Source organism: Euzebya tangerina (assembly GCF_003074135.1).
GTDB classification, from domain to species: Bacteria; Actinomycetota; Nitriliruptoria; order Euzebyales; family Euzebyaceae; genus Euzebya; species Euzebya tangerina.
Genome location: NZ_PPDK01000002.1, coordinates 159,718 through 181,210 on the forward strand (window position 1 = coordinate 159,718; position 21,493 = coordinate 181,210).

The following is a 21,493-nucleotide window of genomic DNA, read 5'->3' on the forward strand; positions in this document are numbered from 1 at the left end:
CCGTCACGCGGGGACAGCCACGATCAGCGTGGTGCCAGCTCGCTGACGTCGCTCGACGCTGCCACCGACGGCGGCTATGCGCTCCCGTAGTCCTCGCAGCCCGTTGCCGTCGGGCTCGGTCGAGCCGACGCCGTCGTCGGCCACCTCCAGCCGATAGGTGGCGCCGGCTTCGTCCAGGGTGATTCGGCAACGCTGAGCATCGGCGTGACGGATCACGTTGGTGACCGCCTCACGCAAGGCGAGTGCCAGGGTGCGCTCCAGCATCGGATCCGGGCGGACGTCGGGGGGGACGGTGACCTCGGCCACGACACCCGCTGCCGCGAGGCTGTCCTCGGCCCGGGACACCTCCTCAGCCAAGGACAGCTCACTCAGACCCGAGACGGCCTGCCGCACCTGGACCAGAGCGGTGCGTGCGTCCTCCTCCACCGCAGCCGCCGCACGGGCAGCAGCCTGGGGGTCGCTGGCGACCGTGCTCCGCACCAGCTGGGCCTGCACCACCAGTCCCGTCAGGCTCTGACCCAGCATGTCGTGCAGGTCTCGCGCGATCCGCTCACGCTCGGACGCGGTCGCCAGGTGCTCCGCCCGGATCGCTGCGATGCGCTGCTCCTCGGCCTGCCGTTGCCGCTCCGCCTCGCCCTGGACCGACACGCCGATGGTCCAGATCAGGATCAGAGGTGGCAGGATGCCGTACAGGCGAAACGGGAACGGCACGGCCGAGACCACTGCGAGAGTCAGCAGCAGTCCCGTCAGCACCAACCACCAGCGGAACGCGCGCCCGCGATCGGATTCAGATCCCGCGGCTGCCGCCACGTAGACCAGACAGACCGCGGCACCGACGTTGACGACGGTCGCGGCTGTACCCAGCAGCGTCAGAGCGACCATGGCCCCGTGGCGACGACTCGAGTCCGGCTGGTACAGGACCAGCCACAGGGGCACGAAGGCGGCGATGACCCCGATGACGAGCAACCACTGCACCAGGCCCGCGTCCGGGTCGAACGCCGGCTGCCAGACCAGGTTGGAGAGGAAGAACAGGTACAGCCACTCCGTCCCCGGCCTCGCCAGGTACTGGCGAAGGCGGGTCCGAGCGGATGCCGTGGCGATGTTCAGGTCCGAGCTCATATCCGTGCCCGACGGTATGACACCGCTGCGACGAGGGCGGCGACGGTCGCGAAGCCGAGCAGCGCGACGGCGTTGCCCAGCCGGAGCGGGCCGGCGTCGATGACGCCCAGTGCCAGCTGGGAGAGGTGGTAGGTCGGCCACACCGGAGCGATCTGCGCGACCCACTCGGGCATCATCTCGAGTGGGAACCACAAGCCCGAGGCGATGGCCATCGGCATGATGATGGCGTTGAGTATCGCGGTCGTTGCGTTGCCCGACGCCTGTGCACCGACGGCCATCCCGATGAGCGCGAAGGGGATGACGCTGACCACCATGAGCGCAACGAGTGCCAGCCACTCCAGGATCCCGATCTCCAGCACGCCCATGACCCCTGCGGTGAGCGTCATCGCACCGAGGATGCCGACGCAGTAGGGAAAGGCGGCCACGACCTTGGCGCCCAGGATCAGGGGGAGGGGAACGGGGGACACTCGTTGGACGCGCAACCAGCCGGCCTCCCGGGACTCGGCCAGGCTGATGCCGGGCGAGAGCATGCCGGCGCCGAGCACGCCGTAGGTCCCGAAGGTCGCCAGCATCAGCGTGCCGGTCGGCACCGCCTGGTCGGCGGCCTGCTCGGTGCCGAAGAGTCCGACGAACAGGGCGAAGAAGGCCACGGGCATGACGATCGAGAAGAGGATTGCGGCGGGTTCGCGGATGATGCCGAGCATCTCGTCGCGGATCTCGACGCGGGCGATGGGGGCGAGGGCGGTCATCGGATGTGCTCCAGTTCCATGGGGGATGTGATGGTGGTGGAAGTGGTGGGTGGCGTGGTCGGCATGCCGGTGGAGATGGCGGCGACGGCCTCGTCGAGGCTCGCGGTCTCGACCCGCAGATCGGTGATCTGCGAATCCTGCTCGAACAGCTGTCGGAGAAGGTCCTCGGGATGGCTGGTGACGATGGTCAGGAGGTCGCCGTCGGCCCTGCAGGACACGACTCCGTGGAGCCGGCGGACCCGGTCGATGGACAGCGTCGTGGAGAGCGTGACCGTGCGGTTGGGCAGCCGGCCCGTGAGCCGTCGCGGTGTCTCGTCGGCCACGATCCGGCCGTCGGCGATGACAACGACCCGGTCGGCCATGGCCCCGGCCTCGTCCATGAGGTGGGTGGTCATCAAGATCGCCATGCCCTGGTCTCGTCGGACCTGCAGGTCGTTCCAGAACTGGCGGCGCGTGCTCGAGTCCAGACCAACCGTGGGCTCGTCCAGGACCAACAGGACGGGCTGGGTCACCAGCGCCCGAGCCAGCCAGACACGCTGCTGCTGTCCACCCGACAGCTCCTTGGTGCGGCGGGACGCCAGGTCGCGGATGTCGAGCTCGTCCAGGACTGCGGCCGCGCGTGGCGCCGGAACGCCATGTCGGACCGCCTCACCACCGACGATCTCGCTGACGGTCAGGTGTCGTGGAAAGCCTGCGGTCTGCTGCACGACACCGAGCGCCCGGCGTGTCGCCTGGTCGCGCGGGTCGCCACCTCCTACACGGACCGAGCCGTGGTCGGGCGCGCGGAGGCCAGTGATGCAGTCGACCAGCGTGGTCTTGCCGGCGCCATTGGGGCCCAGCAGCGCCACGATCTCACCCGGGCCGACCTGGAGGTCCGCGCCGGCGAGTGCCGGCCTGGCCGCGCTCGGGTGGGTGCCGGGGTAGGTGAAGGTCACGCCGTGGGCGATGCAGGGCAGGGCTTGCGCGGGTCGTTGGGTGCTGCTGGTGGTGCTTGCTCTGGTGGTCATGTGGATCACCGTGACCCTCAGCCGACCACTCCGGTAGTGCCGCTTGTCAGGACCTGCGCGTGACAGATGTCATCTGGGGTGTCATCTGGTTCAGTCGTGATCTGCACAGCCCCCCGGGGCGCGGCACCCTTGAGCCAACATGTTCGTCGCACTCTTCGTCATCGTGATCGTGGGTGCGATCGTGCTGCACGAGTTGGGTCACTTCGCCACGGCCAAGGCCTTCGGCATGAAGGCCAGCCAGTTCTTCGTCGGCTTCGGACCCACGATCTGGTCGACGCAGCGCGGGGAGACCGAGTACGGGGTCAAGTGGATCCCAGCCGGCGGGTTCGTGAAGATCATCGGCATGACCCCGTGGGAGGACACGGACCCGGCGGACGACGGCAGGCTCTTCTACCAGTACGCACCCTGGAAGCGGTTCATCGTGCTGGTCTCCGGCTCGGTCATCCACGTGATCCTCGCGATCCTGTTCCTCCTCGGCGGTCTGGCCTTCGTCGGCGTGGACGTGCTGACCAACGGCGTCAGCCAGGTGTCGGAGGCCAGCCCGGCGGAGGCAGCCGGTCTGGAGGCGGGGGAGGAGATCGTTGCCGTCGATGGTGAGGCCACACCGACGTTCGACGCCATCAGTGCCGCAGTGGCCGACCGCTTCGGCGACACGCTGACGCTGACGATCGCCGGTGGCGGCAGCGAGCGGACGGTGGAGGTCACCCTCGACGTTCCCCACCCCAACCCGGATCGTGCGGGCTTCGGCTTTCTCGGCGTGTCCCCCGAGGTCGAGCAGCGCGCCTTCGGTGTGGCCGACGCAACCCGCATCGTCTTCGCCCCCTCGGCCTCCGAGGCGTTGGTCGGTACAGGCCAGAACTACTCGTTTGCGTTCTTGACGACCACCACGGTCGAGGGGCTGACACAGGTGTTCAGCCTGGAGGGGCTGGGCCGCTTCTTCGGTTCTCTGGATGAGGATGCGCCACGCGAGGAGGAGTCGGTGACCTCCTTGGTCGGAGCTGGCCAGATCGTCAGCGAGTTCGGCAACCGCGGCGAGATCTTCGCGGTGCTGGTCGTGCTGGCCCAGCTGAACCTCGTGCTCGGGATACTCAACATGCTCCCGCTGCCGCCGTTGGATGGTGGCCACGTCGCGGTCATGTTCATCGAGGAGGCCGTGAACGGTGCCCGTCGACTGCGCGGGGCCGCGAAGGCCCGACCCAAGTTCCACCTCAACCCCAGCATCGTCACACCGGTGGCGCTTGCGGTCATCGCGTTCTTCCTGGTCCTAACCAGTGCAGCGCTGTACCTCGACATCACCTCCCCGGCCTCGGAACTGGTCCAGTAGCACGTCCAGGTAGGCGGCGGTGTCTGTTGACCACGCGAAGCGATGACCCAGCCGCTCGCAGCGGGAGATCTGCGTGATCAGCGCCGCAGCCTGATCCGTACCGGGCACCGGCACCGGGGTCGCCTCGCTGGCGGCCACCGCCAGTGCGCTCGGGATGAACCCGAGCGCGTTCACCTCGCAGATCATCTCACCCAGCCGGACCTCGCCGGTCTCGGTTCGGTCGTAGGCCCGAAGTCGGTTGAGTGACAGGGGCGGGGTCGTGCTGCCGTCGACGGAGTGGATGGTCAGGACCGGCTGGCGCAGGTCACCATCCTCGCTGACCGGCGGAATGGGATCCTCGAGCGACCACGCGCGACCCGCGAGCGAGATCATCAGGCGGTCCGCGCCCAGGCCGGCCGCCACGGCGAGCACCTCCAGCACCGGACGATGGTGGCCGCCGGTCGTGAAGGGGCGGAGGGTGGTCAGGAACACCGCCTGCTCGCCTTGGAAGGCGACACACGACGGCTTGACCTCGCCACCCTGCTCGAGATCGTGGACGGCGAGGCTGGTGAGCAGGTCGGACTGGGTGTCCCACCGCGGTATCGGGTCGTGGATGTCAGAGAACGGTCCTGGTGCGGTCATGGGGTCACGGTGGCGCATCGGGCAGCCAAGAACGTGCGCTCAGCGCACAGCCTGTGGACAGGCTGCGGTACACCAACGGCCGACCCGTGCACGTCTTGCTCGCAGCGGTGCTGGGTAGCCTTTTGCCTGATGTCGCAGACTCCGACCAAATCCGGCAAGAAGTCACTCCCGATCCTCCCGACGACGCCCGAGACGGCTCCGCACCAGGAGCCCCCGGTCCGGCGTGAGACCCGACAGATCGATGTCGGAGGCGTGAAGGTCGGTGGTGGCGCCCCGATCAGCGTGCAGACGATGACCACGACGCCGACCCACGACGTCAACGCCACCCTGCAGCAGATCGCGGCCATGAACGCGGCTGGCGTCGACATCGTCCGCGTCGCCGTTCCGCGGCAGGAGGACGCCGACGCCCTCTCCACGATCGCCAAGCAGTCGACGGTGCCCGTGGTCAGCGACATCCACTTCCAGTGGAAGTACGCCATGCAGGCCATCGAGGCAGGCGTGGCCAAGGTCCGCATCAACCCGGGCAACATCCACAAGGCCGGCGACACCTCGAAGGTGAAGGTCATCGGCGACGCGGCCAAGGCGGCCGGCATCCCCATCCGCATCGGTGTCAACGGCGGGTCGCTGGAGAAGCGCCTCGTCGTGAAGCACGGCGGTGTCACGCCGGAGGCCCTGGTCGAGTCGGCACTCGACGAGGTGAAGATCCTCGAGGACGTCGACTTCACCGACATCGCCATCTCCGTCAAGCACTCCGACCCCTGGACCATGATCCAGACCTATCGGCTGCTCAGCGAGAGGACCGACTACCCGCTCCACCTCGGTGTGACCGAGGCCGGCCCGATGGGCACGGGCACGATCAAGTCGGCGGTGGGCATCGGTGCGCTGCTGAGCGAGGGGATCGGCGACACCATCAGGGTCTCCCTGTCCGCCGACCCCGTCGAGGAGGTCAAAGCCGGCATCACCATGCTCGAGGCTCTCCATCTGCGGGAACGCGGCCTCGATGTCGTGTCCTGCCCCTCGTGCGGCCGTGCCGAGGTCGACGTCTACACCCTGGCGGAGAGCGTCCAGAAGGGGCTCGAAGGCATCGACGTCCCGCTTCGCGTCGCCGTCATGGGCTGTGTGGTCAACGGCCCCGGCGAGGCGCGTGAAGCCGACCTGGGGGTGGCGGCCGGCAAGGGCAAGGGCCAGATCCTGAAGAAGGGCGAGGTCCTGTTCACGGTCGGGGAGGACGAGATCGTGGAGACCCTGGTTCACTTCGCCAACGAGATGGCCGAGGAGATCCGGGCCGAGCGTGGCGAGGGCGAGCCAGCCGTTGTCTCCTGATCTCCAGGCCGAACTCGCCACGGCGACCCGGATCGGGCGGGACGCAGCAGAGCTCGCGCTGTCCTGGTTCCACCGCGGCGTCGAATGGATCGAGAAGGACCCGGGCGACCTGGTCTCCGTCGCCGATCGAGAGACCGAGTCGCTGATCGCCGACCGTCTGGCGTGTTCGTTCCCGGATGACCTCGTGATCGGCGAGGAGGGCACCGGTGCGGGTCGGACGCCGAAGCCGGGGCAGCGGCGCTGGTACGTCGACCCGATCGATGGCACGACCAACTTCCTCAAGGGTCTGCCGACCTGGGGGATCAGCATCGGCCTGGCCGACGGCGACGACGAGTTGCTCCTCGGCGTCGTGATCCTCCCCGCCACCGGGAGCGTCTTCACGGCGGCACGTGGGCTCGGCGCCACCCGCAACGGCGTCCCGATCCGCTGTCAGGACACCACGGACCTCGGTCGCACCCTGGTCACCTACGCGATCACCGGCACCGGATCGCAGCACTTCGGCGGGGACGCCGCGATGATGGCGGGCTTTCGCGCGCTGACGCGCCGGACGCTGGGTACCCGGATGCAGGGCTGCTCGGTGGCGGATCTCACCTGCATGGCCGAGGGGACGATCGACGCGAGCATGGCGGGCGGGATGAACGCGTGGGATGTGGCCGCCGGGCTGATCATCGCCCGTGAGGCGGGGGTGACCGTCACGACGCTCGAGGGGGAGGAGGCGACGGGCCCTGCAACGGTCTACGTCGCCAGCCCACCTGGTGTCCACGCCGAGCTTCGGACGATCCTCGCGGACCACGGCGCCTTGCCGAACCCGTGACGCGGCCCAACCCGCGACTCGGCCCAACCCGTGACGCGGCCCAACCCGTGCGTCCGAGCCGGCTACTCCAACTCTGCGATGAGCCGGGCCGGCGCGGTCAGCCGGTAGGAGGCGTCCAGCAGCTCCCGCACCTCCGCCCAGTCGGCGTGCGCCTCGAGGTCGATTCCGATCCAACCCGAGGGTCCGAGGTAGGCCGGCGTGTAGGTCCTGGGATCATCGAGGAGCGCCAGGCGGTCCTCCGGATCCGACTTCAGCACCAGCGACTGCGGGTGCTGCACCCACTCGCCGTCGACCTTCAGGGACCCGCCGTAGTACGCAAAGACCTTCTTGGTGTAGAAGGCCGGTCGGCCGTGTGAGGTCTTCTCCGCGGCGCCAGGGAACTCCGCGGCCAACGCCCGGACCTGCAGCAGCATCGGGTCGTCGTCGTCGAACATGGGGGTGTGGGCCATGGCCCCGACCGTACGCTGCGGTACCGGATGAGCAGCTTCAGCGATCCCGGACCCGACCGGGTCCACGTCGGGCGACTACCCGTCACCCGGCGTCTGGCCTTCGCCGGCACCTTCTTCGTGTTCGTGGTCATCGGCGGCATCGTCGGCTACGTCACGACCCAGGACGCCAGCCTGGCCGAGGCCAGCTACTTCACGATCATCACGATCTTCGCAGTCGGGTTCGACGAGACGATCACGCTGGACGCCACCGGTCGGGTGCTGACCAGTGGGGTGATCCTGCTCGGAGTCGGCTCATTCACCTTCCTCACCATCACCCTCATCGAGTTCTTCGTCGAGGGTCACCTGCTGGATCTCGTCGGGAGACGCCGTATGGAACGCGAACTGGCCGAGCTGGACGCCCACATGATCATCTGCGGGTTCGGTCGGGTGGGCCTGCAGGTCTCGGAGGACCTGAGACAAGCCGGTCGCCAGCACATCGTGATCGACACCGACGAGAACCGACTGGAGAGCGTCGTTGGGACCGGCGTCGCCCACATCGTCGGGGACGCCACCGACGAGCGGGTCCTGGAGCGAGCCCAGATCGCCCGTGCAACCGGGCTTGCGGTCTGCACCGACGACGACGCCGAGAACGTCCTGATCGCCCTGACGGCCAAGATCATGCGACCTGAGCTGTTCATCGTCGTGCGGATCAAGAACACGCGGAACGTCACGAAGGCACAGCAGGCCGGAGCCGACCGGGTCATCGCCCCGACCGAGATCGGTGGTCGTCGCATCGCGGCGCTGCTCACCAAGCCTGAGGTCGTCGACTTCCTCGACATCGTCACGCACTCCTCCGACATCGACCTGGTCCTCGAGGAGGTGACGCTGTCGGAGCGCTCACCCTTGGTCGGTCGGACGCTGGCGAACGCCGGGCTGCGGGACAAGTACGGTGCCAACGTGGTTGCCATCCGCCGGGCTGGCAAGGACCGCCCGACCACGCGCCCGGATCCGATGGTGGCGCTCCAGGCCGGCGACGTGCTGGTGGTGATCGGCGCGCAGGAGGAGCTCAGCCGCATCCAGCGGCAACTCGGCTGAGCTCGCTGCGGTTCGGTGGCAAAGGCGGATCGGGCTTGTCTGACCGCGACGACCAGCGCTGCTAGGCTTCCGCAAATGCTGGTCGCGCGAGCGACCGGGCTCTCTTCGGAGCTGGACAACTTCAACGCGGAGCCCGACGCACCGCCCGTCCACCCCACTACATCCGAAGGGAGCACCGTCATGGCCGACCTCGCCGACGCCGTCGAACGGCTGGCGCGCCCGCTTGCCGAGGACGGGGATCTGGACGTCCTCGACGTGGTGGTGAAGGGGACCGGCCCCCGGCAGCGCGTCCAGGTGATCGTGGACCGCAAGGGCGGCGTGACGCTGGATGCGTGCCGACAGCTGGCCAAGGCGCTCAGCAAGCAACTCGACACCGACGACCCCACGGATGACCGGTACACCCTGGAGGTCACGTCCCCAGGCATCGACTGGCCGCTGTCCGACCAGGCCTCCTTCGACCGGGTGGAGGGACGGACCGTCCACGTCCGCCTGGGGCAGGACGGCCGACAGACCGGTGAGGTGCGCGGCACCGTCGGACCCGCCGGCAGCGATGCGGTCCAGATCACCGATTCCGCTGGCGAGGCTCACACGGTGGCCTACGACCACATCCTCTCGGCCAAGCAGGAGGTGCGCTGGTGATGACCTCATCCCACCTCCTGAACCCACAGCAGGAAGGACTCTCATGAATGTCGAAATCGCCGCGCTCGAGGCCATCGCGCGCGAGAAGAACCTGTCCTTCGAGACCGTTCTCGACGCCATGGAGGGGGCGCTCGCCAACGCCTACAAGCGCTCCAACGCCGACGCCGAGGAGGCCCGTGTCGTCATCGACCGCTCCAGCGGCGAGGTCACCGTCTTCGCCCAGCGGCTGGACGAGGAGGGCAACGTGATCGACGAGTGGGTCGACACCCCCGCCGATGCCGGCGGTCGGATGATCGCCCAGACCGTGAAGCAGGTCCTGACCCAGCGCCTGCGCGAGGCGGAGCGCGAGCTGACCTATGGCGAGTACTCCGGCAAGAACGGCGACCTCGTCACCGGCACCATCCAGATCCACGACAACCGCGTCGTGGTGCTGGACCTCGGCAACGCCGAGGCCGTGCTGCCCGTCGCCGAGCAGGTTCCCTCGGAGCGGTACGAACACGGCAGCCGCATGCGGGCCATCGTGACCGAGGTCCGCAAGTCCATGAAGGGTCCCCAGATCATCGTCAGCCGGTCCCATCCGGACCTCGTGGCGAGCCTCTTCCGCCTGGAGGTGCCCGAGATCGAAGCCGGGACGATCGAGATCCGCGGTGTCGCTCGTGAAGCCGGCTACCGTACCAAGATCGCGGTGGCGACCAACGATCCCAACGTCGACCCGGTCGGCGCCTGCGTCGGTCCGCGCGGCTCCCGGGTCCGCTCGATCGTCGAGTCGCTCAACCAGGAGAAGATCGACATCGTCACGTGGTCGGAGGAGCCGGCCCAGCTGGTGGCCAACGCCCTCAGCCCCTCCAAGGTCAGCGAGGTGTACCTGTACCCGGAGGACCAGACGGCCCTGGTCGTGGTGCCCGACTATCAGCTCTCGCTGGCGATCGGTCGCGAGGGTCAGAACGCCCGCCTCGCGGCGCGGTTGACCCGTTGGCGCATCGACATCAAGTCCGAGACGCAGTTCGCGGAGGAGCAGCAGGCCTTCCAGGAGGCACTCGACCGGGGTGAGATCGACGAGTTCGGCAACCCAATCGGCGAGCCGGACGCCGGGTCGGACGACGGGTCCGCCGCGGCCGAGACCGCAGAAGCAGCACCGCCAGCCCCGGAGTAGGGTTGAGGGTCGCCCACGACAAGAACGCATAGTGCCGGTCCGCCGGCGGCAGACATCTTCCCGATAGAGGTTGGCCACGACGCCGACCGTCTGACGCCGGCAGAGGCTCGCCGACAGTTCGTCGTCACAGCCGTCCCATCGCAAGCGACGCCCCGGCGTCACAGATCCCACGACCCAGGAGTGGTCCCACTGAGTAAGGTCCGCGTTTACGAACTCGCCAAGGAAACAGGCCTGTCCAACAAAGAGGTCCTGGAACGCCTTGGCGACATGGACATTGCGGCGAAATCGCACTCCTCGTCGGTGTCGCAGGGTGACGCGCTGCGCTTCCGGGAGAGCTTGGGCAAGGCCAAGGAAGAGCGCGAGCAGGCCGAGCTCGAGCGTGCCCGCAAGGAGGCCGAGGAGTACGAGCGGGCCATGAACGAGGCCAAGCCGAAGGAGCGGACGGCCAACCGCATCCTGCCGCCGCACCTGCGCAAGGCCCAGGAGTCCGAGGAGAGCGAGCAGCCCGCTGCCGCGCCGGCCCGGGCCCTCCGCCCTCCGGTCCAGGCCTTCAAGCCGTCCGACGGTGGGTCCGCCACCGTCGGCGGCGAGGCCGCGTCCCCACGCCCTGCGTCCACCCCGCCACCGAGCGGAGCACCGGATCGGCCCGCCGGTCCGCCGCCGGCTCGTCCGGCAACCCCACCAGCTCGTCCGGCCGACAGCCCGGCGCGTCCGGCGGCGGCCAGCACCGGCGAGAGCGCAGCGCCGACGCCCACGCCCTCGCCGGTCGGCAAGCCGCTCGACCCGCGTCAGGCTGCGGCCATCGCCCGCCAGGGTGTGGTCTACCGGCCCAACGAGAAGCCTCAGGAACGCCCCGCTGCTCGAGCGCCACAGGAGACCGAGGAGACGGAGGGCGAAGCGACGGTGGCCCCTGGCACCGCGACCAGCGGTCCGCCACGCCCCGGCGAGTCCACCATCCCGGCCCGCATGCTGCGTGGCGCGGCCGTCGAACCACGGCGTCGCGTCGAGACCAAGCTGCCGCAGGAGGGCGACGGGAAGCGGTCCATCCCACCACCACTCAAGGCAGCACCCAAGGGCGGTCCGAGCCGCCCCGGTGGCGCACCTGGTCGCCCTGGCGGCGGCCCCGGTCGTCCCGGCGGTGGTCGTCCCGGTGGTGCCCCCGGTCGCGGCAAGGGTCGCAAGGGCCGTCGCGGCGAGCTCTCCCCGCAGGAGCAGTTCGAGCGTGACAACCGCCCCCGTCGCGGCCGCAAGCAGAAGGAGGCCGTCAAGGCCGCCGTGGAAGGTCCGGTGGACATCGTGCCCGGCATCACCGTCAACGAGTTCGCCAAGGCCATCGGCGTCAGCCCGGCCTCCATCGTCGGTGTGCTGTTCCGCATGGGCGAGATGATCACGGTGACCCAGACGATGTCGAACGACCTCATCGAGCTCGTCGCGGCCGAGATGGACGCCGAGATCAACTTCATCGAGGCCGACGACCTCTTCTTCGACGAGATCGAGGAAGACGACCCGGACGACCTGGTCGACCGCCCACCGGTGGTCACCGTCATGGGTCACGTCGACCACGGGAAGACCCTGCTGCTGGACTCGATCCGCAACGCCGACGTCGTCTCCGGCGAGGCCGGCGGGATCACCCAGCACATCGGCGCCTACCAGGTCACCCGCGAGGGCCGGAAGATCACCTTCATCGACACCCCGGGTCACGAGGCGTTCAGCGCGATGCGTGCCCGTGGTGCCTCCGTCACGGATGTCGCGATCCTGGTCGTCGCGGCCGACGACGGGGTGAAGCCGCAGACGGTCGAGGCGATCGACCACATCAAGGAGGCCGAGGTCCCCTTGATCGTGGCGGTCAACAAGATCGACAAGGAGAACGCCGACCCCGTTCGTGTTCGAACGCAGTTGACCGAGTACGAACTCATCGCTGAGGAGTTCGGTGGCCAGACGACCTTCGTGGACGTCTCCGCCATGACCGGCCAGAACCTCGATGAGCTGCTGGACCTGATCCTGCTGCAGGCCGATGTCGAGGAGACCAAGGCCAACCCCGACCGTGAGGCCATGGGGACCGTGATCGAGGCCAACCTCGACCGCGGGCGTGGTGCCGTGGCCACGGTGCTGGTGCAGAACGGCACGCTGAACGTGGGCGACAACCTGGTCGCGGGTGTGGCCAGCTGCAAGGTCCGTGCGATGTTCGACGACACCGGCGAGCGGGTCGAGACGGCCGAGCCGGCCAAGCCGGTCCAGGTGCTCGGCTGGTCAGACGTCCCTGACGCCGGCGACGACTTCCGGGTCGTCGAGGACGAGCGGACGGCTCGTGACATCGCCGAGGACCGTGCCTCTCGTGCACGCAAGGAAGAGCTGGCCAACCGTCCGCGCCTGACGCTGGAGGGCCTTGGCACCGCGGTCCAGGAGGGCCAGCTGTCGATGCTCAACCTCGTCATCAAGGGCGACGTGTCCGGGACCGTCGAAGCGGTCGCGGCCGAGATGGACAAGCTGGACCTCGAAGGCGTCCGCACCCGGATCGTCCGCAAGGGCGTGGGTGCGGTGACCAACGACGACGTCAACCTTGCCGTGACGTCTGACGCGATCATCATCGCCTTCAACGTCCGGCCGGAGTCGAGCGCCCGCGAGGCGATCGAGGAGTCCGGAGTCGACCTCCGGCAGTACTCGATCATCTACAAGGCGATCGAGGACATCACCAACGCCGTCAAGGGTCTGCTCGCACCCGAGTTCGAGGAGGTCGTGGTCGGCCGTGCGGAGGTCCGCGAGATCTTCAAGGTGCCGCGTGCCGGGTTCGTCTTCGGGTCCTACGTCACCGAGGGCACGCTCAAGCGCAATGCCCAGGTCAGGGTCATCCGCGACTCCACCGTGGTGGCCGACGACACGATCGCCTCACTGCGGCGGTTCAAGGACGACGTCACCGAGGTCCGTGAGAACTTCGAGTGTGGTGTCGGGCTGGACAAGTTCCAGGACATCAAGGTCGGCGACGAGTTCGAGGTCTACGAGGAACGCGAGATCGCTCGGGACTGATCTCCGGGCTCACGCCGGACGCTGCGGTCCGACGTTCCGTTCCGCAGCGACAGGTCCTAGGGCGTTGCAGACATTCCCTCAGGTCGGCCCGTGGTCACGCCGATCCCTTCTCGGTGACGTCTCCTCTGCTGCACCTGCGCGCGCTGATGCTCATCTCGGCGCTCGTCGCCGTGGTCGGGGTCGACGCCATCGCCGGCTCTTCCGGAGGCGACCGGATCGCGGGAGTGGCGACGCTGGTGCTGGGGGTCGCAGGCGTCGGGGTCGCGTTGGATCTGCGCCGACGGGATGCAGCAGCACGAGCCGACGGCCCGACCGCGTGGTCGGGTGCCGTGGCGAGCCCCGCCGCGATGGTGCTGGCGGCCACCCGTGCAGTCCCCGGCGGGCCACCGTCCGCAGCCCCTGCCGCCATGATCAGGATGAGCGTCCACCCGCTCCACGATCGAGGGGTGTCGCTTACACCCGACGAGGCAGATCGGCTGCTCCAGGTCGCCGTCGAACGGGCGCGTCGCACCCTCAGGACAGGAGACGTCGTCACGCGCGTCGGCGTCTACGACATGGCGATCTCCCTCCACGTGCCGTGCAACACCGACATCGTGACCGCCCTGGCCGAGCGGCTGCGAGACACCCTGCTGGAGCCGGTTTCACTGGATCGGCTCGACGTCCGCCTGGCCCCACGCATCGGCGTCGCCGTCGATGACGAGGAGGCGCCGATCACCAGCGGCGACGTCGTCGAGACCCTGCTGCGGCGGGCTGAGGAGGCTCGAGGGCAGGCAGACGGCGATGGTGGCTCCGTGATGGTGTGGCGCGATGGTCACAGTCAGGTGTCCCTGCGGCGCTCAGAGCTCTCGACTCGTCTTCGTCGGGCCCTGCGCGTCGGCGACATCTCCCTGGTCTACCAACCGATCTACGGTGTCGAGGCGGGTCGTGTCACGGCCGTCGAGGCCCTGGCCCGCTGGGACGACGTCAAGTTCGGTCACGTCTCACCGGTCGAGTTCGTGGGCCTCTGCGAGTCGCTCGGCCTGACTGCCCAGCTCATGCGGCTGGTGCTCGACCAGGCGGTGGCACAGGTGGTCGAGTGGCGCTCCGAGGGTCTTGACATCGGCGTCCACGTGAACGTGTCCGGGCACGACATCTCCGAGAACCGGCTGCCCGTCTGGGTCGGTGAGTCCCTTCGCAGGCACGACTGCCCGCCGGCACTGCTGACCCTCGAGATCACCGAGACCGCGGTCATCGCCAGACCCGACCGCGTTCTGCCGACGCTGCACGCGCTTCGGGACATCGGCGTCCACCTCTCGCTGGACGACTACGGCACCGGGTACAGCTCGCTGCTGTACATCCAGAAGATGCCGATCCACTCGCTCAAGATCGATCAGGCCTTCCTGGCCAACCTCACCCGCAGTGAGAGCGATGAGGTCATCGTCCGAACCAGCATCGAGTTGGCCCACGCACTGGGGCTGTCGGTCACGGTCGAGGGGGTCGAGGACTCCACGACCATGGCGCGGGCCATCGAGTTCGGAACCGATCACATCCAGGGCTACTTCATCGGCAAGCCCGAACGTCCAGGATCGGTTCGGGTCACCGCCACCGTGGGCCTCCGAGGCACCGCGTAGGGACGAGTGAGGCCACGGCCAGTCGCGGCAGCGCTCGGCGGGGGTGACCAGGAACGCGTGGCATAGTTCCCTCATGCCTTCCCCGTGCCTGCGACGTCTGCCGTCAGGACTGCCGTGAACGCCGACCCGCTGGAGTGGTCGTGGGAGTGGCTGCCAGGCCTCGACGTGTCCATCGCCGGACGGCTTGACGGGCTGGCAGCCATCATGCTGGCCCTCATCGTCGGGGTGGGCATCGCGGTGCTGCTCCACGCGGCCGCCTACGCCTCCGGGCAGACCCGAGGTCGGCTGCTCCGGCTGCTGAGCGCATTCGCCGTGGCCATGGCAGGACTGGTCCTGGCCGACGACGTGGTGACGCTCTTCGTCTTCTGGGAGGCCACGTCGGTCCTGTCGTTCCTCCTCATCGCCGTCAAGGACACGGCCGCCGACGCGCGAACGGCCGCCCGGCGCGCCTTCGCCATCACCGGAGCCGGCGGGCTCGGCCTGCTGACCGGCCTGCTGATGCTCGCCCAGTCCGCGGGCAGCCTGCGGCTGTCCGAGATCCTGACGACTGCCCCCGACGACGGGCTGGCCCAGGCCGGCATCGTGCTGGTGATCCTCGGGATCGCCACGAAGTCCGCGCAGTTCCCGTTCCACTCGTGGCTGCCTGGCGCCATGGCGGCACCCGCGCCGGTCAGTGCCTACCTGCACTCCGCAACGATGGTCAAGGCCGGCGTGTACCTCGTCGCCCGGTTCGCTCCGGTCTACGCCGACGAGGCGGTGTGGCAGATCCCGGTCAGCACCCTGGCCACGGCCAGCGTGCTCTACGGCGGCTGGGTCGCGCTTCGCTCGACCGATCTCAAGCGGCTGCTGGCCTACTCCACGATCAGCCAGCTGGGTCTGATCATCGTGGTGTTCCAGATCGGCAGCCCCAAGGCTGCGCTTGCGGGGACCGCCCTGATCATCGCCCACGCGGCGGCCAAGGCATCGCTGTTCCTGATGACCGGCAGCATCGAGAAGGTCTCCGGCACCCGGGACATGTCGTTCCTGGTCGGCGTCGGCCGGACCAAGCCGATCGTGGCCGCCTGTGTCGGCATCGGCCTGTTCTCCCTGGCTGGCGTCCCGCCCACCGCCGGCTTCGTCGCCAAGGAGGGCGGGCTGGTCGCCGGCGTCGATGGCCACCCGATCCTGACCACGGTCCTGGTGCTCGGGTCGGTTCTCACCATGGCCTACGCCACACGGGTCACCGTCACGTTGTACCGATCTGACGGCAGCGCAGAGACCCCGACGATTGCCTCGATGTCGGGTGCGCTCCTGTGGGCGCCGGCAACGCTTGCGTTCACCGCCCTCGCGCTCGGGCTTGCTGCGCCGCTGTTCGATGACCTCTCACGGCTCGGCGGGGAGGCCGTCGCCGGCGTGTCGGAGGAGGGCCTCAAGCTCGTTCCGGGCCTTGGATTGCCGCTGCTGCTGTCGCTGGTCGCCATCGCCGGCGGTGTGGTGCTCGACCGCATCGGTCCAGCCTGGACCGGTGACCTCCGTGAGGGGCCACATCCCTATGACCGGCTGATCGACCTGCCGGCCACGCTCGGCTCGACGGCGATCACCCGGAGCGGAATCGAGCGGCTCGCCCGGATCCTCACGATCACGATGGCCGTGGCTGTCGGGCTGACCGTGCCCTTCCTGATCCAGACCACCGCCACGGCCGACGTCCCAACCACCACCGGCTGGGTCGAGTCGTTTGCCCTGGCCGGTGTGATGATCGGCGCCGTCGGCACCGCGGTGATCCGGATGCGGTTTGCGGCAGTGCTGTCCCTCGGGGTCGTCGGCTTCAGCCTGTCGGGGTGGTTCCTCGCGCGTGGGGCGCCGGACCTCGCGCTCACGCAGATGTTGGTCGAGATGATCATCGTCCTGGCATTCCTGCTGGTTCTCAGCCGCCTCTCGACCGATGTCGACGGGGCGCCGCGGTCGACCCTGCCGACCGTGGTCCGGGCGGTGGTGGCGATCGGCTCGGCGGTCTTCGTCGGTGCCGTGGCGATCGCAACCACCAGCGTCGGGCGTGTCACCACGCTCCAGGACGAGATCGTCGCCCGTGCCCTCCCCGAAGGCGAGGGCCGCAACATCGTCAACGTCATCCTGACCGACATCCGGGCCCTCGACACGATGGCGGAGGTGGCCGTGTTGACCATTGCCACGATCGGCGTCATCCGGCTGTTCGCCGTCGCCGGCCCCGACATCGTCCAGGCCGTGAGCCGATCGGACCAGCAGCTGTACGCTGCTCGACTCGGTGGTCGCCGTCGCGACGTCGACCCATCGGAGGAATCATGAGGAAGACCTGGCAGACCGGACCGAACACCGGGCTGTGGATCTCCTTCGGGCCGATCCTCCCGCTGGTTGTGGCCTTCGCCATCCACCTGCTGATGGTCGGACACGACGAGCCGGGGGGCGGCTTCATCGCGGGGCTGCTCATCGCCGGTGCCATCGCACTGCTGGCCGTCGCCGACCCGGAGTACCAGACCCGGATGACCAAGCCCGAGGCGCTCATCGGCGGGGGGTTGCTGCTGGCCGCCGTCATGGGGATCGCGCCGCTCGTCGTCGGAAAGGCGCTGCTGGAGGCACTGAAGCACACCTTCGATCTCGGCCCGATCGGCTCGTTCAAGCTGTCGAGCATCCTGCTGTTCGACATCGGGGTCGCGATGGTCGTGGTCGGCCTGGCCGATGCGGTGATGGACCGGATCCGGGCGGCGCTGCGATGAGTCTGCTGGTCGTCCTCACCATCGCCGTCGTCTTCGGCATCGGGATCTGGCTGGTCCTCGACGCCGACCCCAAGCGGATCGTGCTCGGCACCGTGTTGCTGGGACACTCCGCAATCATGATGCTGGTCGGGTCACGACCGTCGGGACGCGAGCCCCTGGTGACCGACGAGGCCGCGGCCGCCGTCGCCGACCCCGTGCCGCAGGCGCTCTCCCTCACGGCCATCGTCATCTCGTTCGGTGTGACCGTGCTGCTCCTCGCCGTGGTCGCGCGCCGATGACCGACAGCGCAGCTGCGGCCGTCCTCGGATTCGCCGTCGCCTCTCCGTTGGCTGGGTTGGGCCTGTGCCTGTTGGTCGCCCGGCGTGCGTCCGCGCGCCAGATAGCCGGCGTCACGTTCAGCGCGTCGGCGTTCGTCCTGGCGGGGATCCTCTTCTGGCACGTGGCCACGACCGGCACGGTGATCGCCGAGATCGGCGGCTGGCCGGCTCCGGTGGGCATCACGCTGGTGGCTGACCGCCTGGCCGCCGGGGTCATGCTGGTCAGCGCAACGGTGGTCCTCGCAACACACGTGTTCGGCATCCGCACCGACCGGATGGAGTCGAACTGGCCGAACTTCCACGCCGCGCACGTCGCGCTCGGCGGCGGCCTGACCTTGGCCTTCGCCAGCGGCGACCTCTTCACGCTCTTCGTCGGGTTCGAAGTTGCGCTCATGGCCAGCTACACGCTGCTGACGGCCGCCGGTCCACTTCCGGCTGGGCGCAGCGGGTTGCTCTACATCGTCACCAACGTGCTGGTGAGCGCACTGTTCCTGATCGCGATCGCAGCGGTGTACGCCGTGACCGGCTCGCTCAACATGGCCGCCATCGCCACCGTGTGGCCGACGCTCGGCGAGCCGCTGCGGACCGGCATCGGTCTGCTGCTGCTCGTGACCTTCGCGACGAAGGCGGCGGCCTTCCCGCTGTTCGGCTGGCTGCCCGGACCCTACCGGGAGGCCCACCCGGCCATCGCCTCGGTGTTCGCCGGGCTGCTGACCAAGCTCGGCGTCTACGCGCTGTTCCGGACCCACACCCTGTTCGGCCTGACCGGCGACTCCCAGGCGTGGGTGCTGGCCTTCATCGCCGGCGCCACGATGCTCGGCGGCGTTCTGGCGGCCTACGGCCAGACGGAGGTCCGACGGATCCTCAGCTTCCACATCACCTCACAGGTGGGGTACATGCTCTTCGGTCTCGCGGTGCTGACGGAGGCTGCGCTGGCCGGCGCGGTCTTCTACCTGCTGCATCACATCCTGGTGAAGACCACGCTGTTCATGGTGGCTGGGATGATCGAGCGTGACGGCGGCTCCGGGAAGCTGTCCGAGATCGGCGGGATGCGCGCGACCGCCCCCGTGCTGGCGATCCTGTTCGCCCTCCCGGCGTTGTCCCTGGCCGGCATCCCACCGTTCTCCGGCTTCGTGGCGAAGTTGGCGCTGGTCGCGGCGAGCATCGAGGCAGGAGCCTGGGTGCTCCTGGGTGTCAGCCTCGTCACGTCCCTCCTGACGGTGCTCTCGATGGCCAAGATCTGGTCGGGTGCGTTCTGGGGTGACGTGCCGGACCCAGCCCCCGCGGTGTCTGAGGACACCGGACGAGGGACCGTCGCCGTTGCGGGGTTGGCCGCCGCCTCCATCGTGGTGGCGCTGGTCGCTGGTCCGCTGCTGACCTACAGCCAGCAGGCCGCGACCGACCTCCTCGACCCGGGTGTCTACATCGGTGAGGTGCTCCCGTCGTGATCGGCAGTTGGACGCGCACCGCGCTCGTGGCGCTGTTCTACATCGCGCTGTGGGACCGCATCACGCCGGGCATCGTCATCTCCGGCGTGCTCGTCGCCCTGGTGTTGCAGTCGCCGTTTCGACGTCGGACGTACCAGATCAGCGCCAGCGGAACCATTCGGACGGTGGGCCGCCTCACCTGGGAGGTCCTGCTGTCGAACATCTCGGTCATCGGCAAGGTGCTCGGCATCGGCACGATCCACCCGAAGGGCATCCTCGAGGTGGAGTTGCGTCGCGCGAAGCCGGGTGTTGACGTGCTGGTGGGACTGATGGTGACCCTCACACCTGGCACGATGACCATGGGCATCGATCGACGCGACGACGGCTCTGCACTGCTCACGGTCCACGCGCTGTCCATGCCGACGGCGCAGGCGGTGCGAGACGCGGTGCATCGCCTGGAAGGCGCAGCTGTCGCGGCCGTCCGCGTGGCGGACCCGACCATGGTGGAGGGTGCGGAGTGATGGTGGCCGTGGCCTACGGCGTGGTTGCCCTCAGCATCGTCCTCGCGGTCATCCGGGTCCTCCGGCCCGGACGGCTGGCCGATCGTGTCGTCGGGCTCGATGTGACCCTCTGGGGGCTCATCTCCCTCATCGCGATCAACGCCGCCGCAACCGGCAACGCCAACTTCGAGGACATCCCCCTCATCGTCGCCCTCCTCGGCGTCCTGGGCACCGTGACCGCGGCGATCTGGCTCGAGAGTCGAGGACCCCGGTCATGATCATCGATGCCATCGGCTGGACACTCGTCGGCCTCGGGGTGGTCGTCAGCCTGATCGGTTCCATCGGGCTGCACCGCTTCGCCGACACCTATGCCCGCATGCACGTCGCCGGCTCGATCACCACGCTCGGGACCGTGCCGGTCCTGTTCGGCAGCGCCCTGGTGATCGGCGGGGGAGGGGCCGCGAAGCTGATCCTCGCCGGTGTGTTCCTGCTGGTCACGACGCCTGCCGCAACCCAGAAGCTGGCAGCAGGTGCGCTCGAGTCGGGAACCGGTCTCGAACCCGATACGCACGTTGCGGAACTCCTCGACGCCGGCCCGGGCCATCCCATCACGGCCGAGGACGGGCTCCCCCTCAAGGAGTAGCCGGCGGACGGACGTCATCACGTTGACGAGTCATCACGCAGATCGAGGGGTCCGCCGGCACGGGCAGGTGGCGCCGGCCCGCCAAGTGAGGATCGCACGGTGGTCAACTACGCTTGGGCTGTGCTTGCCGTCCTCGTCGAACTCGACCTTCACATCCCTGCCTCGCGCAGCCTCAAGGACAAGCGTGGTGTCATCCGACGACTGCAGTCGCGCCTCCGCCAGGATCTTCACGTGAGCGTGGCCGAAGTCGACCACCAGGACCTCTGGCAGCGCACCACGCTGGGGGTGGCGATCGCCTGCTCGGACGAGACCACCGGTCGGTCCGTGGTCTCCGACGTCGAACGCATCGTCGCCCGAACGGTCGAGGTCGAGGTGCTCGATCTGCACATCGAGGTGGTGGCCACCGAGGAGACCGGGTTCAGCATGGCCCGTGGCGGCACCCGTGACCCCCGTGTGGGCGTCGACGCCGGGCTCCTCAGCGACTTCACCGTGGAGTTGGACGTCGATGTCGAGGACGACATCACCGTCACCGGAGGTGCCGCATGAGTGCGCCCGAACGAGGTCGACGACTCGGCGAGCGGGTCAAGGAGATCATCAGTTCGCAGATCCCCACCCTCAAGGACCCGCGAGTCGGGTTCGTGACCGTGACCGACGTGCGGATGTCCGGGGACAACGAGCGAGCCACGATCTACTACACCGTCCTGCCCGACACCGAGGAGCAGCGCAGGTCGACCGCCGCCGGTCTGGCGTCCGCGACCGGACTGCTGCGACGGGACCTCGGCCGCGCACTGACCGTGCGACACATCCCGGAACTCTCCTTCGAGCTGGACGACGTCGCCGAGCGCGGCCGCAGGGTCGAACAGATCTTGGCGGGCCTGGACGCCGACGCCGACGAGGGCGACACCCTGACACCGGACAGCAGCACCTGATCCGCCTCGATGTCGCCCAACTCCAACGCACGATCGACGGCA

General features: G+C 68.7%; 22 protein-coding genes. 17 read left to right on the forward strand and 5 right to left on the reverse strand.

Annotated elements, in window-relative coordinates; genetic code table 11:
- Positions 1-3: 3 nt before the first annotated feature.
- The 3 genes from C1746_RS16510 to C1746_RS16520 are packed head-to-tail and all read right to left on the reverse strand — an operon-like array spanning position 4 to position 2,875.
- A complete protein-coding gene (locus C1746_RS16510; RefSeq protein ID WP_116715871.1) occupies positions 4-1,119 on the reverse strand; it encodes a sensor histidine kinase in 1,116 nt (371 codons plus the stop codon).
- On the reverse strand, positions 1,116-1,868 hold the full coding sequence (locus C1746_RS16515; protein ID WP_116715872.1) for an ABC transporter permease: 753 nt from the start codon (positions 1,866-1,868) through the stop codon (positions 1,116-1,118). Before C1746_RS16515 ends, C1746_RS16510 begins: the two co-directional genes overlap by 4 nt.
- Positions 1,865-2,875 (reverse strand): ABC transporter ATP-binding protein, encoded by a 1,011-nt coding sequence (locus tag C1746_RS16520; RefSeq protein ID WP_116716201.1) that lies wholly within the window; start codon positions 2,873-2,875, stop codon positions 1,865-1,867. The genes C1746_RS16515 and C1746_RS16520 overlap by 4 nt, the downstream gene beginning before the upstream one ends.
- A 139-nt stretch (positions 2,876-3,014) precedes the next feature.
- On the opposite strand from C1746_RS16520, the gene C1746_RS16525 reads away from it, so the two are divergent.
- Positions 3,015-4,199 carry a M50 family metallopeptidase gene (locus C1746_RS16525; RefSeq protein ID WP_116715873.1) on the forward strand — a complete coding sequence of 395 codons (1,185 nt, stop codon included), beginning with the start codon at positions 3,015-3,017 and terminating at the stop codon, positions 4,197-4,199.
- Here C1746_RS16525 and C1746_RS16530 read toward each other — a convergent pair.
- Positions 4,140-4,820 carry a hypothetical protein gene (locus tag C1746_RS16530; protein WP_116715874.1) on the reverse strand — a complete coding sequence of 227 codons (681 nt, stop codon included), beginning with the start codon at positions 4,818-4,820 and terminating at the stop codon, positions 4,140-4,142. The genes C1746_RS16525 and C1746_RS16530 overlap by 60 nt on opposite strands.
- A gap of 129 nt (positions 4,821-4,949) precedes the next feature.
- Between C1746_RS16530 and ispG the strand changes: the two genes are divergently transcribed.
- Both ispG and C1746_RS16540 read left to right on the forward strand, forming a co-directional pair.
- Positions 4,950-6,143, forward strand: a complete 1,194-nt coding sequence (gene ispG, locus C1746_RS16535; RefSeq protein ID WP_116715875.1) for a flavodoxin-dependent (E)-4-hydroxy-3-methylbut-2-enyl-diphosphate synthase — start codon at positions 4,950-4,952, stop codon at positions 6,141-6,143.
- Entirely contained in the window at positions 6,133-6,957 is an 825-nt protein-coding gene (locus tag C1746_RS16540; RefSeq protein WP_162867866.1) for an inositol monophosphatase family protein, read from the forward strand. The genes ispG and C1746_RS16540 overlap by 11 nt, the downstream gene beginning before the upstream one ends.
- A gap of 62 nt (positions 6,958-7,019) precedes the next feature.
- Here C1746_RS16540 and C1746_RS16545 read toward each other — a convergent pair whose 3' ends face one another.
- Positions 7,020-7,406, reverse strand: coding sequence for an MmcQ/YjbR family DNA-binding protein (locus tag C1746_RS16545; protein WP_116715877.1), 387 nt, complete (start codon positions 7,404-7,406; stop codon positions 7,020-7,022).
- Positions 7,407-7,433: 27 nt separating this feature from the next.
- Here C1746_RS16545 and C1746_RS16550 point away from each other — a divergent pair, with 27 nt between their 5' ends.
- The 14 genes from C1746_RS16550 (at position 7,434) to rbfA (ending at position 21,451) form a co-directional block, all read left to right on the forward strand.
- On the forward strand, positions 7,434-8,480 hold the full coding sequence (locus tag C1746_RS16550; protein ID WP_116715878.1) for a potassium channel family protein: 1,047 nt from the start codon (positions 7,434-7,436) through the stop codon (positions 8,478-8,480).
- A gap of 75 nt (positions 8,481-8,555) precedes the next feature.
- The gene (locus tag C1746_RS16555) at positions 8,556-9,119 is read left to right on the forward strand and encodes a ribosome maturation factor RimP (protein WP_116715879.1); all 564 of its coding nucleotides are present in this window, start codon (positions 8,556-8,558) and stop codon (positions 9,117-9,119) included.
- Between the two features lie 43 nt (positions 9,120-9,162).
- The gene (gene nusA / locus C1746_RS16560) at positions 9,163-10,272 is read left to right on the forward strand and encodes a transcription termination factor NusA (protein WP_116715880.1); all 1,110 of its coding nucleotides are present in this window, start codon (positions 9,163-9,165) and stop codon (positions 10,270-10,272) included.
- 180 nt (positions 10,273-10,452) lie between these two features.
- Complete coding sequence (infB, locus tag C1746_RS16565) at positions 10,453-13,296, forward strand: translation initiation factor IF-2 (RefSeq protein ID WP_205711945.1); 2,844 nt, start codon at positions 10,453-10,455, stop codon at positions 13,294-13,296.
- A 113-nt stretch (positions 13,297-13,409) separates the two neighbouring features.
- Entirely contained in the window at positions 13,410-14,906 is a 1,497-nt protein-coding gene (locus C1746_RS16570) for a putative bifunctional diguanylate cyclase/phosphodiesterase (RefSeq protein WP_116715881.1), read from the forward strand.
- 114 nt (positions 14,907-15,020) lie between these two features.
- Positions 15,021-17,207 carry a hydrogen gas-evolving membrane-bound hydrogenase subunit E gene (gene mbhE / locus C1746_RS16575; protein WP_162867867.1) on the forward strand — a complete coding sequence of 729 codons (2,187 nt, stop codon included), beginning with the start codon at positions 15,021-15,023 and terminating at the stop codon, positions 17,205-17,207.
- Positions 17,204-17,635 (forward strand): MnhB domain-containing protein, encoded by a 432-nt coding sequence (locus C1746_RS16580; RefSeq protein ID WP_116715883.1) that lies wholly within the window; start codon positions 17,204-17,206, stop codon positions 17,633-17,635. Before mbhE ends, C1746_RS16580 begins: the two co-directional genes overlap by 4 nt.
- Positions 17,632-17,913: a sodium:proton antiporter gene (locus C1746_RS16585; RefSeq protein ID WP_116715884.1), complete on the forward strand. Its 282-nt coding sequence runs from the start codon at positions 17,632-17,634 to the stop codon at positions 17,911-17,913. Before C1746_RS16580 ends, C1746_RS16585 begins: the two co-directional genes overlap by 4 nt.
- The gene (locus C1746_RS16590; RefSeq protein WP_116715885.1) at positions 17,910-19,400 is read left to right on the forward strand and encodes a proton-conducting transporter transmembrane domain-containing protein; all 1,491 of its coding nucleotides are present in this window, start codon (positions 17,910-17,912) and stop codon (positions 19,398-19,400) included. The genes C1746_RS16585 and C1746_RS16590 overlap by 4 nt, the downstream gene beginning before the upstream one ends.
- Entirely contained in the window at positions 19,397-19,900 is a 504-nt protein-coding gene (locus C1746_RS16595) for a Na+/H+ antiporter subunit E (RefSeq protein WP_116715886.1), read from the forward strand. Before C1746_RS16590 ends, C1746_RS16595 begins: the two co-directional genes overlap by 4 nt.
- Positions 19,900-20,157: a monovalent cation/H+ antiporter complex subunit F gene (locus tag C1746_RS16600; protein WP_116715887.1), complete on the forward strand. Its 258-nt coding sequence runs from the start codon at positions 19,900-19,902 to the stop codon at positions 20,155-20,157. The genes C1746_RS16595 and C1746_RS16600 overlap by 1 nt, the downstream gene beginning before the upstream one ends.
- A complete protein-coding gene (gene mnhG / locus C1746_RS16605; protein ID WP_116715888.1) occupies positions 20,154-20,522 on the forward strand; it encodes a monovalent cation/H(+) antiporter subunit G in 369 nt (122 codons plus the stop codon). The genes C1746_RS16600 and mnhG overlap by 4 nt, the downstream gene beginning before the upstream one ends.
- Before the next feature lie 120 nt (positions 20,523-20,642).
- A complete protein-coding gene (locus tag C1746_RS16610; protein ID WP_162867868.1) occupies positions 20,643-21,068 on the forward strand; it encodes a DUF503 domain-containing protein in 426 nt (141 codons plus the stop codon).
- Positions 21,065-21,451 carry a 30S ribosome-binding factor RbfA gene (rbfA, locus tag C1746_RS16615; RefSeq protein WP_116715890.1) on the forward strand — a complete coding sequence of 129 codons (387 nt, stop codon included), beginning with the start codon at positions 21,065-21,067 and terminating at the stop codon, positions 21,449-21,451. The genes C1746_RS16610 and rbfA overlap by 4 nt, the downstream gene beginning before the upstream one ends.
- The last annotated feature ends 42 nt before the right edge of the window (positions 21,452-21,493 follow it).